Here is a 12,739-nt window from a genome sequence, read left to right as displayed (position 1 = left end):
AGAAGGAGTTAACCATGCTTACCGTTATTGCAGAAATCCGTACACGTCCAGGTCAACATCACCGCCAGGCGGTACTGGATCAATTCGCTAAAATCGTTCCAACCGTATTGAAAGAAGAAGGCTGCCACGGCTACGCGCCGATGGTCGATCATGCTGCTGGCGTCAGTTTTCAGACCACAGCCCCGGACTCAATCGTGATGGTTGAACAGTGGGAAAGCATTGCGCATCTTGAAGCGCATTTGCAGACACCGCATATGAAAGCCTATAGCGAAGCCGTGAAAGGCGACGTGCTGGACATGAGTATTCGTATTCTGGAGTCTGGCATTTAAGATTGTCGATTTGCCGGATAACGCCATAAACAGACGTATCCGGCTTATATTGCAATCCTCAGGCGTGGTAAGCCCAGCGTCACCAGGCATTCACGGTCAATTACCCTTCGAGATCCGCCAGGTCGCCTTTCTCCTGCAACCAGTTACGGCGATCTTCAGAACGCTTCTTGGCCAGCAGCATATCCATCATTGCGTTGGTACGCTGATCGTCTTCGTCATCGATGATGAGCTGCACCAGGCGGCGGGTGTTCGGATCCAGCGTGGTTTCACGCAGCTGCATCGGGTTCATTTCACCCAGACCTTTAAAGCGCTGCACGTTCGGCTTGCCTTTCTTGCGTTTTAACTGCTCCAGCACGCCCGCTTTCTCTTCTTCCGTCAGCGCGTAATACACCTCTTTACCGAGGTCGATACGGTATAACGGCGGCAGCGCCACATAGACGTGACCGTGTTTCACCAGCGTACGGAAGTGTTTCACAAACAGCGCGCACAGCAGCGTGGCGATATGCAAACCATCGGAGTCCGCATCCGCCAGAATACAGATCTTACCGTAGCGCAGCTGGCTCAGATCATCACTGTCCGGATCGATACCGATCGCCACCGAAATATCGTGAACTTCCTGCGAAGCCAACACTTCATCGGAAGAGACTTCCCAGGTGTTGAGGATCTTACCTTTCAGCGGCATGATCGCCTGATATTCACGATCGCGCGCCTGTTTCGCCGATCCGCCCGCCGAGTCACCTTCGACGAGGAACAGTTCGGTGCGATTAAGATCCTGTGCGGTACAGTCCGCCAGTTTCCCCGGCAACGCCGGACCGCTGGTCAACTTCTTACGCACCACTTTTTTCGCCGCACGCAGACGACGCTGGGCGCTGGAAATCGCCATCTCAGCCAGCAGTTCGGCTGATTGCACGTTCTGGTTCAGCCACAGGCTGAAAGCATCTTTCACCACGCCAGAGACGAATGCCGCGCACTGCCGCGAAGAGAGGCGCTCTTTGGTTTGTCCGGCAAACTGCGGATCCTGCATTTTTACTGACAGCACGTAAGCACAGCGATCCCAGATATCTTCCGCCGACAGCTTCACGCCGCGCGGCAGAATATTGCGGTATTCACAGAACTCGCGCATTGCATCCAGCAGACCCTGACGCAGGCCGTTAACGTGCGTACCGCCCTGCATGGTTGGGATCAGGTTCACATAGCTTTCAGTCAGCAGCTCGCCGCCTTCCGGCAGCCAGAGCAGCGCCCAGTCCACGGTTTCTGTTTCACCGCTGAAATTACCGATAAACGGTTTTTCCGGCAGCGTCGGCAGGCCATTCACCGCTTCGCTCAGATAGTCATTCAGGCCATCCTGGTAGCACCAGCGCTGTTCACTGTTATTGACCTCGTCCTTAAAGGTGATCTCAACGCCTGGGCACAGCACCGCTTTGGCTTTCAGTACGTGCGTTAAGCGCGAAACGGAAAAACGCGGGCTGTCAAAGAAGCTTTCATCCGGCCAGAAGTGCACGCTGGTTCCGGTATTGCGTTTACCGCAGGTACCGACAACCTGTAAATCTTGCACCTTATCGCCGTTCTCAAACGCGATGTTGTACACCTGCCCGTCGCGGCGCACGTTCACTTCCACACGCTTCGACAGGGCGTTGACCACGGAGATCCCTACCCCATGTAAACCACCAGAGAACTGATAGTTTTTGTTGGAGAACTTACCGCCTGCGTGCAGACGACAGAGGATCAGCTCTACCGCCGGAACGCCCTCTTCAGGGTGAATGTCTACCGGCATGCCGCGGCCATCATCAATAACTTCCAGAGACTGGTCGGCATGTAAAATCACGTCCACGCGTTTTGCGTGGCCCGCCAGTGCTTCATCCACACTGTTATCAATCACTTCCTGTCCAAGATGGTTCGGACGGGTTGTATCGGTGTACATCCCCGGGCGACGGCGTACCGGCTCAAGCCCAGTGAGTACCTCAATGGCATCAGCGTTATAAGTTTGCGTCATGGTTTAAATAAGCAATTCGAATTGATCGTCAGAAACTGTGCAGTCCAAGGAAATCGACAATCGGGTTGAAATAATCTTCGAAGCCCGTGAATGCGTGGTTTCCGCCCTCAATAACTGTCTGGCGGCAGGAGGCGTAATACGCCACCGCCTGGCGGTAGTCCAACACTTCATCGCCCGTTTGTTGAAGCAGCCAGATCAAATCCGGCGCTTCCAGCGGGTCAATCTGCATGACTTTAAGATCGTAAATATGGCGTGACTCTAGCACATATTGCTGCCCCGTGTAGGGGTTCTCGTTTTGACCGAGATAGTCGACCAGCAGTTCATAAGGTCGGACAGCAGGGTTCACCACCACCGCGGGCAGCATAAAACATTGCGACAGCCAGGTGGCGTAATAGCCTCCCAACGAGGAACCGACAATTCCCAGCGACTCTCCGCCATGTTCGAGAATGATCGATTCCAGCATCTCTGCGGCCTGGGCCGGATACGGTGGCAACTGGGGTACGATCATCTCAACGTGCGGATGATGCTCCGCCAGCCAGTTTTTCAGCAAACATGCCTTCGCCGAACGAGGAGAACTATTAAATCCGTGAAGATAAAGAAGCGTAGACATCAGTAGCCTTCTGAAGCGGTATCAGGGTGGAACCGATTACCCTGCAGACGGCGTACCTGCGTCTGCAACGTCCCGTCAGCAAAAAGCTCCAGCGTCCGCCAGCCTGGGCTGATGGTATCTAACGTGAAGTTGGAACAGTGTGGCTTAAACTGCACACAGGTCGACGGCGTCGCCAGCAGGCGGCGTCCGTTCCAGTCCAAATCCAGTTCCTGATGAATATGCCCACACAACAAATACTTGGCACGAGGATAATTCACCAGCACGTTATCCAGCTCTGCGGCATTACGCAGGCTATGCTGATCGAGCCAGCTACAACCTGCTGGCAGAGGATGATGATGCAGAAGCAGCAAAGTATTGCGCTCAGGCGCATCGGCAAGTTTACGTTCCAGCCATTCGAGCTGAAATTCGCTTAATTCACCGTGGGGAACGCCGAACACCTGGCTGTCCAGCAACAGGACTTGCCACTGTTCACCAATAAAGACGCGTTTAGCGGGTGAGATCCCCGCGTCCTGTAGCGCGCTGTACATTGCCGGCTGAAAATCGTGATTGCCCGGTAGCCAAACGCAGGGCGCACGAAAGCTTGCGATGCCCTCAGCAAAATGCTGATAGGCCGCAGCGGATTGGTCCTGCGCCAAATCACCAGTCGCGACGATCAGATCGTATTCAGGCGACTCTGCATGTATTGCATCCAGTACGGATTGATAGCTGTCCCAGGTGTTTACACCCAGCAGCGTTTCATGCTTTTCGGCAAACAGGTGAGTGTCTGTAATTTGTAAGATCCTGACTCTGGCCTCACCAGCCAAAGGAAGGGTTAACAGGCTTTCCAAATGGTGTCCTTAGGTTTCACGACGCTAATAAACCGGAATCGCCATCGCTCCATGTGCTAAACAGTACCGTAACCAGTCGGCCAGAAACTGATTAATTTGATGCTTTTCGTCGCGTTGATGCAACTTTTTATTTGGATAATCATACCGCGCTTTGAAGCGAAAGATCTGCTGACTCGAACACACTTCGGCCACCCTCGCGTCATGATACAGGCGGACTGTCAATGACGGCAGGCTCCAGTAAGTGACCGCGGGTGCCGTTTGTTCGATCGCGACAAGCGTAGTGTATCGGGTCGATTCAACGATCGTTAACCGATATTGTGCGTTTGCGACCTGATAGCTCACTGTTTCACCGGCTGCATCATTACGTGGCAGCAGGCGGCGCAATTGCGAATAGTTGGTTTCGCACAGGCGCATCATTTCAGGGAAGTCAGGTGTGTAACGCTTCATTTTTTCCACTCAGTTTTTAACTCTTGATAGTGCAGCTGTAACCATTGCAAGGCGATGACAGAAGCCGCGTTGTCGATTTTCCCCTCTTCAACCCATTGATAAGCCTGCTCCCGGCTCACCACATGAACACGAATATCTTCGTTTTCATCAGCCAGACCGTGGATCCCGCTCGCGGTCGTGGCGTCCACTTCGCCAACTAAAATAGACAGGCGCTCACTGGTGCCGCCAGGGCTTGCCAGATAGCTCAGAACGGGCTTGGTACGTTTAACTTCCAGTCCGGCCTCTTCCATCGCTTCACGACGAGCCACATCCTCAACGGTTTCGCCCTCTTCAATCATTCCGGCCACCATTTCCAGGAGCCACGGGCTTTCGCTGGTATCAAACGCTGCGATACGGATCTGCTCGACCAGAACCACTTCGTCCCGTTCAGGGTCAAAGGGTAGCAAGACTGCCGCGTGTCCGCGCTCAAAAATTTCGCGCTTTACCTCACCGCTCATACCGCCGTTAAACAGGCGATGGCGGAACCGATAAAGATCCAGTGAAAAAAAACCGCGGTATAGCGTTTCTCGTGCAATAATTTCTACATCATTTTTAGTGAAAGTCATTGGCAAGTTGTCTGGTTTACGCATTGTGCTGTCCTGAAACCAATAGTGATTAAAATGTGAATTTCAAGGTCGTTTGACTGATGTTTGAACGCCCTTGTGTTAAATTGATGCAAATTAACGCCGTATGGCACGTAACGCCAACTTTTTGAAGTGGCGGATTCTGCTAGAATCAGCAAATATTTTTACAATTTGATCAGCGCTAAATACTGCTTCACAACAAGGAATGCAAATGAAGAAATTGCTCCCCATCCTTATCGGCCTGAGCCTGTCGGGGTTCACTACTTTGAGCCAGGCAGAAAACCTGATGCAGGTTTATCAGCAAGCACGCCTGAGCAACCCGGAATTGCGTAAATCCGCCGCCGATCGCGATGCTGCATTCGAAAAAATTAACGAAGCGCGTAGCCCATTACTGCCGCAACTAGGTTTAGGTGCCGATTACACCTACAGCAATGGCTACCGTGATGCAAATGGCGTCAACTCCAACGCAACCAGCGCGTCATTACAATTGACTCAGACGCTGTTCGACATGTCTAAATGGCGTGCCCTGACGCTGCAAGAAAAATCAGCAGGCATCCAGGACGTAACGTATCAGACCGATCAGCAAACGCTGATCCTGAATACCGCTACCGCTTATTTTAACGTACTGAACGCGATTGACGTGCTGTCTTACACTCAGGCACAGAAAGATGCGGTCTATCGTCAGTTAGATCAGACCACACAGCGTTTTAACGTGGGCCTGGTCGCCATCACTGACGTACAGAACGCCCGTTCACAATACGATACCGTACTGGCGAACGAAGTTACCGCGCGTAACAATCTCGACAACGCGGTAGAACAGCTGCGCCAGGTGACCGGTAACTACTACCCGGAACTGGCTTCGCTGAACGTTGATGGCTTTAAAACCAACAAACCGCAGGCGGTGAACGCGCTGCTGAAAGAAGCAGAAAACCGCAACCTCTCATTATTGCAGGCGCGTTTGAGCCAGGATCTGGCGCGTGAACAGATTCGTCTGGCACAGGATGGTCACTTACCGACGCTGGGTTTGACCGCCTCTACCGGCGTTTCTGACACCTCCTACAGCGGGTCGAAAACCAACACCTCCCAGTACGACGACAGCAACATGGGCCAGAACAAAATTGGTCTGAACTTCTCGCTGCCGCTGTACCAGGGCGGGATGGTTAACTCGCAGGTGAAACAAGCGCAGTACAACTTTGTTGGTGCGAGCGAACAACTGGAAAGCGCGCACCGCAGCGTGGTGCAAACCGTGCGTTCTTCGTTCAACAACATTAATGCTTCTATCAGTAGCATTAACGCGTACAAACAAGCGGTTGTCTCTGCCCAAAGCTCTTTAGATGCGATGGAAGCAGGCTATTCCGTAGGTACCCGTACCATCGTGGATGTGTTGGATGCCACCACCACGCTGTACAACGCCAAGCAGCAACTGGCGAATGCGCGTTATACCTATCTTATCAACCAGCTTAACGTCAAATCTGCGCTCGGTACGCTGAACGAGCAGGATCTGGTGGCGCTGAACAATACGCTGGGTAAACCGATCCCGACGTCTCCGGATAACGTAGCGCCGCAAAATCCGCAGCAAGATGCCGCTGTGAATGACTTTAACAGCAACGGCAATATGCCTGCGGCTCAACCAACGGCTGCACGTTCAACCAGCAGCAACGGTAACAACCCGTTCCGTAACTGATGCTGATGACGGGGCTTCGGCCCCGTCTGAACGTAAGGCAACGTAAAGATCCGCCCCTTCTTCCGCATTCTCGCCTCTTCCCGCTTCAATTTCGACCAGTCATCCTCTATTCTGAGCAGAGTTACCACTGGGTCCTGGAAGACATAAATGAAACGGACAAAATCTATACATCACGCCTCGTTCCGCAAAAGCTGGAGCGCGCGCCACCTGACTCCTGTCGCTCTGGCAGTTACCGCTGTTTTTATGCTCGCGGGCTGTGAAAAGAGTGACGAAACGGTTTCGCTTTATCAGAACGCAGACGACTGCTCTGCAGCTAATCCGGGTAAAAGCGCCGAATGTACCACCGCGTTTAACAATGCGCTGAAAGAAGCTGAACGCACCGCGCCAAAATACGCCACTCGCGAAGACTGTATCGCTGAATTCGGCGAAGGCCAGTGCCAACAGGCACCTGCACAAGCGGGCATGGCGCCGACCGGTGAAGGCCAGGCTCAGGCGCAGAATCAAAGCAGCGGCAGCTTCTGGATGCCGCTGATGGCAGGCTATATGATGGGCCGCATGATGGGTGGCGGTATGGGCGCTCAGCAGCCGCTGTTCAGCTCGAAAAATCCGGCCAGCCCGGCATACGGCAAATATACGGATGCCGGCGGTAAAAACTACGGCGCCGCAACGCCAGGTCGCACCATGACCGTACCGAAAACCGCCATGGCGCCGAAACCGGCTACCACCTCTACCGTAACCCGCGGTGGATTTGGCGAATCTGTGGCTAAACAGAGCACCATGCAGCGTAGCGCAAGCGGTACTACCACTCGTTCAATGGGCGGCTGATCGTCATGGAAAGAGTCAGTATTGTTGAGCGCCCGGACTGGCGCGATAAAGCCACCGAATACGGTTTCAACTTTCACACTATGTACGGCGAGCCGTACTGGTGTGAGGATGCGTATTATAAGCTCACGCTTGCTCAGGTCGAAAAGCTGGAAGAGGTCACCGCAGAGCTGCATCAAATGTGTCTCAAAGTGGTGGAAAGGGTCATCGCCAGCGATGAGCTGATGACCAAGTTTCGCATTCCGAAGCATACCTGGGGCTTTGTCCGCCAGTCCTGGCTGACACAGCAGCCGTCGCTCTATTCGCGTCTCGATCTGGCGTGGGACGGCACGGGCGAGCCTAAGCTGTTAGAAAACAACGCCGATACGCCAACCTCTCTGTACGAAGCTGCGTTTTTCCAGTGGATCTGGCTGGAGGACCAACTCAATGCAGGCAACCTGCCGGAAGGCAGCGATCAATTCAACAGTCTGCAGGAAAAGCTGATCGAGCGTTTCGCCGAGCTGCGTGAGCAGTATGGTTTTCAGTTGCTACATCTGACCTGTTGTCGCGATACGGTGGAAGATCGCGGAACGATCCAGTATCTGCAGGATTGCGCTGCCGAAGCTGAAATCGCCACTGAATTCCTCTATGTCGAAGATATTGGTCTTGGTGAAAAGGGTCAGTTCACGGATATGCAAGATCAGGTCATAGCTAACCTGTTCAAGCTCTATCCGTGGGAATTCATGCTGCGCGAAATGTTCTCCACTAAGCTGGAAGACGCTGGCGTTCGCTGGCTGGAACCAGCCTGGAAGAGCATTATCTCTAACAAAGCGTTATTACCGCTGTTGTGGGAAATGTTCCCGGATCATCCGAATCTGCTGCCTGCGTATTTCGCCGAAGATGACTATCCTCAGATGGATAAATTCGTCGTAAAGCCGATCTTCTCGCGTGAAGGCGCGAACGTTTCCATTATCGAAAACGGTAAAACGATCGAAGCAGTGGAAGGGCCGTACGGCGAAGAAGGTATGATCGTGCAGCAGTTCCATCAGCTACCGAAGTTTGGCGACAGCTATATGTTGATCGGCAGCTGGCTAATCAACGATCAACCAGCTGGCATTGGCATTCGCGAAGACCGCGCGTTGATCACGCAGGACCTCTCGCGTTTCTATCCGCATATTTTTGTCGAATGACTGAGAGTGCCGGGTGGTAGCTGCGTCTTACCCGGCCTACAGCACGAACTGTAGGCTCGATAAGCGCAGCGCCATCGGGCATTTATCATCCGACCTGCACCGACAACATACTCAAACTTCCCATCTCAATCCCGTCAACAGGAATAATCACCGGCTCTTTGCCATCCCAGGCACCTAATACATACAGCAGCGGCAGATAGTGATCCGGTGTCGGGTTCGATAACGATCCCCCTTCATGATCGAGATAGTTCACCAGCGGGTGCTGTTCAACCGGTCCCTGCCATGTCAGGTTTGCTTTAACATAATCGTTGAATGAGGTCGCCCACGGATATGGCGTGTTCTCACCGTGCCAACGCGCAGTGCGCAGGTTATGCACCACGTTACCGCTGGCTACCAGCATAATGCCCTCATCACGCAGTGCCGCCAGCTTGCGGCCAATTTCAAAATGCCAGGCCGCAGGTTTGGTACTGTCAATGCTCAGCTGCACCATCGGAATATCCGCATGCGGGTACATCTTGATCAGCACGCCCCATGAACCGTGGTCAAAACCCCACGCCTCTTTGTCTAAGGTAACGGGCACCGGGGCCAGCAAGTCAACCAGATGCTGCGCCAGTTCCGGTGATCCAGGAGCCGGGTAATGGGTGTCATACAGCGCCTGTGGAAAACCGCCAAAATCGTGGATTGTTTTAGGCGCTTCCATCGCCGTCACGCCCGTGCCACGAGTGAACCAATGCGCCGAGACCACCACAATAGCTTTCGGGCGCGGCAACGTTTCCCCCAGTTGCTGCCAGGCGCGGGTATAAACGTTATCTTCCAGAACATTCATCGGGCTACCGTGACCCAAAAACAATGCTGGCATACGAGTTGAAGACATGATGATATCCTTACTGAGGGAGTCATTTTGATACCACCACAATACGCTTATTCGGCTGATGAAGAACTCAGATAACCATGATGAAGATCATCAGTTATTTTGACGATCCGACCCGGACAGCAGATTGATAAGGAGTTTTATTTGTCGATGTCAGTACCTTTACTTCTGACTTTACTGGCAGGCGCCGCCACGTTTATCGGCGCATTTCTCGGCGTGTTAGGGCAAAAACCCTCCAACCGCGTGCTCGCCTTTTCGTTAGGCTTCGCCGCAGGGATTATGTTACTGATCTCACTGATGGAGATGCTCCCAGCCGCACTGGCTGCTGAAGGTATGTCGCCGGTATTGGGCTACGGAATGTTTATCGTTGGCTTACTGGGATACTTTGGCCTGGACCGCCTATTGCCGCACGCGCACCCTCAGGATCTGGTACAGAAAACCACGCGGCCTCTGCCCGGCTCCATTAAACGTACCGCGATTTTATTAACGCTCGGCATTAGCCTGCACAACTTCCCGGAAGGGATAGCGACGTTTGTTACCGCCAGCAGCAACCTCGAGCTAGGCTTTGGTATTGCCCTTGCCGTCGCATTACACAATATTCCTGAAGGATTAGCCGTTGCGGGTCCAGTCTATGCAGCCACGGGCTCCAAACGGACGGCGATATTCTGGGCCGGGATCTCGGGCATGGCGGAAATCCTGGGTGGCGTACTGGCGTGGTTAATTCTGGGGAGCCTGATCTCGCCGGTGGTGATGGCGGCAATAATGGCAGCAGTCGCAGGAATTATGGTGGCGCTGTCCGTCGATGAGCTAATGCCGTTGGCAAAAGAGATCGACCCGAATAATAATCCCAGCTATGGGGTACTTTGTGGAATGTCGGTGATGGGGTTAAGTCTTGTCATCCTCCAGTCCATGGGGATCGGCTAATTCAGAGGGCGGATGCCACCCTGCTAATTTACAGCATCCGCTCATCCATAGCAGAACGTGAAGGACTATTCCTGTTCCTTAACCGCGCTGTTATCTTCGCCAGAACGACGAAAGAGTTTGTTTCGCGCCTCGAGTAATGCATCCCGGTCTTGCCGAAATGCCCGACAATAACGCTTCATATGGCAATAATAACCAACTGCAACGAGTGCAATTAATACAATCCAGTACCAGGCGATAAACATTCTTTTACCCTTAAAATTTAACATCATTAAACATTTAACGTTAAAATTTTACACAACCTTATTCTGACATACTCCTATAGTGGCATATTCCAGAAACAAATATATGATTTCGATCATATAAACCAGCAGCTATGCAAATAGTTAACACCGTTATAAAAAATAAAACAATGTCGACAAGATCACACTGCGCAATAATAAATATTGCCCTTAAAATAACGCACTCATACCATCCAAAAAATAATAAAAATTAGCGCCTGCAAAATAATACACCTCATCAATATTAATATATTCACCATAAAAGTAGCATCGGCAATACCATTTTTTATTATATTCACATCGTAAAAACATAATATATTCAGCACTGTTATATCTAAAGATAATATAAGGAGATATATCCATGTTTACACAGTACCGAAAAACACTTCTAGCCGGAACGCTTGCACTGACGTTTGGCTTTGTCGCAGGTAATTCATTTGCCGCTGGTTTCCAACCAGCCCAGCCCGCAGGAAAATTGGGTGCGATAATCGTTGACCCATACGGAAACGCCCCTCTTACCGCACTGGTTGAATTAGATAGTCACGTTATTTCGGATGTTAAAGTTACCGTTCATGGTAAAGGTGAAAAAGGAGTCCCAATTACCTATGCCGTCGGCAAAGAATCCCTCGCCACCTACGATGGGGTTCCTATTTTTGGCCTTTATCAAAAGTTCGCTAATAAGGTCACTGTTGAATATAAAGAAAATGGCAAGGCCATCAAGGAAGATTACGTGGTGCAAACATCTGCCATCGTTAATCACTACATGGATAACCGTTCTATTTCCGATTTACAGCAAACAAACGTTATTAAGGTCGCACCTGGCTTTGAAGACCGTCTCTATCTGGTGAATACCCACACCTTTACCGCGCAGGGCGCAGAATTCCACTGGCATGGTGAAAAAGATAAAAATGCCGGTATCCTGGATGCAGGTCCGGCCGGTGGCGCATTACCCTTTGATATCGCACCCTTTACCTTTGTCGTTGATACGGAAGGCGAATATCGTTGGTGGCTGGATCAGGACACTTTCTATGACGGTCATGACATGGATATCAACAAGCGCGGTTACCTGATGGGGATACGGGAGACACCGCGCGGCACCTTCACCGCCGTACAGGGCCAGCACTGGTATGAGTTCGATATGATGGGCCAGATTCTGGCCGACCATAAGCTGCCGCGCGGATTCCTCGACGCATCGCATGAGTCCGTCGAAACGGTGAACGGCACCGTACTGCTTCGCGTGGGTAAACGTGATTATCGTAAGGAAGATGGCATTCACGTACAAACTATCCGCGACCAGATTATTGAAGTCGACAAATCCGGTCGTGTTGTTGACGTGTGGGATCTGACAAAAATTCTCGATCCGATGCGTGATGCACTGCTGGGTGCGTTGGATGCGGGCGCGGTATGCGTCAACGTGGACCTCGCTCATGCCGGCCAGCAGGCAAAACTGGAGCCAGATACCCCCTACGGTGATGCCCTCGGCGTGGGTGCGGGTCGTAACTGGGCGCACGTTAACTCCATCGCCTTTGACGCCAAAGACGACGCCATCATTATCTCTTCCCGCCATCAAGGGGTTGTCAAAATCGGTCGCGATAAACAGGTTAAGTGGATCCTTGCACCGTCTAAAGGCTGGAATAAGGCGCTGGCAAGCAAGCTGTTAAAACCGGTTGATGATAAAGGCAACGCACTGAAATGTGATGAAAATGGCAAGTGCGAGAATACCGATTTCGATTTTACCTACACTCAACACACCGCATGGCTCTCCAGCAAAGGAACGCTTACCATTTTTGACAACGGCGATGGCCGTGGACTCGAACAACCGGCGTTACCAACAATGAAATACTCCCGTTTCGTAGAATATAAAATTGACGAGAAAAAAGGGACCGTCCAGCAAATTTGGGAGTACGGAAAAGAGCGCGGTTATGATTTTTATAGCCCTATCACCTCGGTTATCGAATATCAAAAAGATCGCGACACCATGTTTGGCTTTGGTGGTTCGATTAATTTATTTGACGTTGGACAGCCAACCATCGGCAAAATCAACGAAATTGACTACAAAACAAAAGAAGTCAAAGTCGAAATTAATGTCCTGTCCGATAAGCCAAATCAAACTCACTACCGTGCATTGCTGGTTCATCCACGCCAAATGTTTAAATAATTAC

13 protein-coding genes are annotated in these 12,739 nt (G+C 51.8%); 6 read left to right on the top strand and 7 right to left on the bottom strand.

Annotation, left to right across the window (positions count from 1 at the left end; genetic code table 11):
• The first annotated feature begins 14 nt into the window (after positions 1 to 14).
• The gene (locus tag OGV93_RS11100; RefSeq protein ID WP_016154515.1) at positions 15 to 329 is read left to right on the top strand and encodes a putative quinol monooxygenase; all 315 of its coding nucleotides are present in this window, start codon (positions 15 to 17) and stop codon (positions 327 to 329) included.
• 100 nt (positions 330 to 429) lie between these two features.
• Here OGV93_RS11100 and parE read toward each other — a convergent pair whose 3' ends face one another.
• From parE to nudF, 5 genes are read right to left on the bottom strand one after another with little or no spacing between them, the layout of a single operon-like run.
• On the bottom strand, positions 430 to 2,322 hold the full coding sequence (gene parE / locus OGV93_RS11095; RefSeq protein ID WP_003024571.1) for a DNA topoisomerase IV subunit B: 1,893 nt from the start codon (positions 2,320 to 2,322) through the stop codon (positions 430 to 432).
• A 28-nt stretch (positions 2,323 to 2,350) separates the two neighbouring features.
• Positions 2,351 to 2,932 (bottom strand): esterase YqiA, encoded by a 582-nt coding sequence (gene yqiA, locus OGV93_RS11090; RefSeq protein ID WP_003024575.1) that lies wholly within the window; start codon positions 2,930 to 2,932, stop codon positions 2,351 to 2,353.
• Entirely contained in the window at positions 2,932 to 3,759 is an 828-nt protein-coding gene (cpdA, locus tag OGV93_RS11085) for a 3',5'-cyclic-AMP phosphodiesterase (RefSeq protein WP_287109572.1), read from the bottom strand. Before cpdA ends, yqiA begins: the two co-directional genes overlap by 1 nt.
• Positions 3,760 to 3,783: 24 nt before the next feature.
• Positions 3,784 to 4,206: a DUF1249 family protein gene (locus OGV93_RS11080; protein WP_003024582.1), complete on the bottom strand. Its 423-nt coding sequence runs from the start codon at positions 4,204 to 4,206 to the stop codon at positions 3,784 to 3,786.
• On the bottom strand, positions 4,203 to 4,835 hold the full coding sequence (nudF, locus tag OGV93_RS11075; RefSeq protein ID WP_016154519.1) for an ADP-ribose diphosphatase: 633 nt from the start codon (positions 4,833 to 4,835) through the stop codon (positions 4,203 to 4,205). Before nudF ends, OGV93_RS11080 begins: the two co-directional genes overlap by 4 nt.
• 199 nt (positions 4,836 to 5,034) lie before the next feature.
• Between nudF and tolC the strand changes: the two genes are divergently transcribed.
• From tolC to OGV93_RS11060, 3 genes are all read left to right on the top strand, one after another.
• Positions 5,035 to 6,513, top strand: a complete 1,479-nt coding sequence (tolC, locus tag OGV93_RS11070) for an outer membrane channel protein TolC (protein ID WP_085951078.1) — start codon at positions 5,035 to 5,037, stop codon at positions 6,511 to 6,513.
• Positions 6,514 to 6,660: 147 nt separating this feature from the next.
• On the top strand, positions 6,661 to 7,338 hold the full coding sequence (locus tag OGV93_RS11065; protein ID WP_016154521.1) for a DUF1190 family protein: 678 nt from the start codon (positions 6,661 to 6,663) through the stop codon (positions 7,336 to 7,338).
• Between the two features lie 5 nt (positions 7,339 to 7,343).
• Positions 7,344 to 8,504, top strand: a complete 1,161-nt coding sequence (locus OGV93_RS11060; protein ID WP_019077698.1) for a glutathionylspermidine synthase family protein — start codon at positions 7,344 to 7,346, stop codon at positions 8,502 to 8,504.
• A gap of 85 nt (positions 8,505 to 8,589) precedes the next feature.
• On the opposite strand, the gene ygiD is transcribed toward OGV93_RS11060, so the two are convergent.
• Entirely contained in the window at positions 8,590 to 9,378 is a 789-nt protein-coding gene (ygiD, locus tag OGV93_RS11055) for a 4,5-DOPA-extradiol-dioxygenase (protein WP_019077699.1), read from the bottom strand.
• 147 nt (positions 9,379 to 9,525) lie between these two features.
• Here ygiD and zupT point away from each other — a divergent pair, with 147 nt between their 5' ends.
• Positions 9,526 to 10,299, top strand: coding sequence for a zinc transporter ZupT (gene zupT, locus OGV93_RS11050; RefSeq protein WP_016157488.1), 774 nt, complete (start codon positions 9,526 to 9,528; stop codon positions 10,297 to 10,299).
• A gap of 65 nt (positions 10,300 to 10,364) precedes the next feature.
• On the opposite strand, the gene OGV93_RS11045 is transcribed toward zupT, so the two are convergent.
• Positions 10,365 to 10,541: a hypothetical protein gene (locus OGV93_RS11045; RefSeq protein ID WP_016154525.1), complete on the bottom strand. Its 177-nt coding sequence runs from the start codon at positions 10,539 to 10,541 to the stop codon at positions 10,365 to 10,367.
• Between the two features lie 397 nt (positions 10,542 to 10,938).
• Here OGV93_RS11045 and assT point away from each other — a divergent pair, with 397 nt between their 5' ends.
• Positions 10,939 to 12,735: an arylsulfate sulfotransferase AssT gene (assT, locus tag OGV93_RS11040; protein ID WP_047358649.1), complete on the top strand. Its 1,797-nt coding sequence runs from the start codon at positions 10,939 to 10,941 to the stop codon at positions 12,733 to 12,735.
• Positions 12,736 to 12,739 lie beyond the last annotated feature (4 nt).

It is taken from the genome of Citrobacter sp. Cb031 (genome assembly GCF_030336725.1).
Classification (GTDB): domain Bacteria; phylum Pseudomonadota; class Gammaproteobacteria; order Enterobacterales; family Enterobacteriaceae; genus Citrobacter; species Citrobacter braakii.
Note: the sequence above shows the minus strand (reverse complement) of the source record. Positions and strands in the feature narration are given on the sequence as shown.

Excerpts from the sequence above, each read along its gene's own strand:
- yqiA (WP_003024575.1), bottom strand. The coding sequence starts at position 2,932 with ATGTCTACGCTTCTTTATCTTCACGGATTTAATAGTTCTCCTCGTTCG.
- OGV93_RS11065 (WP_016154521.1), top strand. The coding sequence starts at position 6,661 with ATGAAACGGACAAAATCTATACATCACGCCTCGTTCCGCAAAAGCTGG.
- OGV93_RS11045 (WP_016154525.1), bottom strand. The coding sequence starts at position 10,541 with ATGTTTATCGCCTGGTACTGGATTGTATTAATTGCACTCGTTGCAGTT.
- OGV93_RS11060 (WP_019077698.1), top strand. The coding sequence starts at position 7,344 with ATGGAAAGAGTCAGTATTGTTGAGCGCCCGGACTGGCGCGATAAAGCC.
- OGV93_RS11080 (WP_003024582.1), bottom strand. The coding sequence starts at position 4,206 with ATGAAGCGTTACACACCTGACTTCCCTGAAATGATGCGCCTGTGCGAA.
- zupT (WP_016157488.1), top strand. The coding sequence starts at position 9,526 with ATGTCAGTACCTTTACTTCTGACTTTACTGGCAGGCGCCGCCACGTTT.
- parE (WP_003024571.1), bottom strand. The coding sequence starts at position 2,322 with ATGACGCAAACTTATAACGCTGATGCCATTGAGGTACTCACTGGGCTT.
- ygiD (WP_019077699.1), bottom strand. The coding sequence starts at position 9,378 with ATGTCTTCAACTCGTATGCCAGCATTGTTTTTGGGTCACGGTAGCCCG.
- OGV93_RS11100 (WP_016154515.1), top strand. The coding sequence starts at position 15 with ATGCTTACCGTTATTGCAGAAATCCGTACACGTCCAGGTCAACATCAC.
- assT (WP_047358649.1), top strand. The coding sequence starts at position 10,939 with ATGTTTACACAGTACCGAAAAACACTTCTAGCCGGAACGCTTGCACTG.
- tolC (WP_085951078.1), top strand. The coding sequence starts at position 5,035 with ATGCAAATGAAGAAATTGCTCCCCATCCTTATCGGCCTGAGCCTGTCG.
- nudF (WP_016154519.1), bottom strand. The coding sequence starts at position 4,835 with ATGCGTAAACCAGACAACTTGCCAATGACTTTCACTAAAAATGATGTA.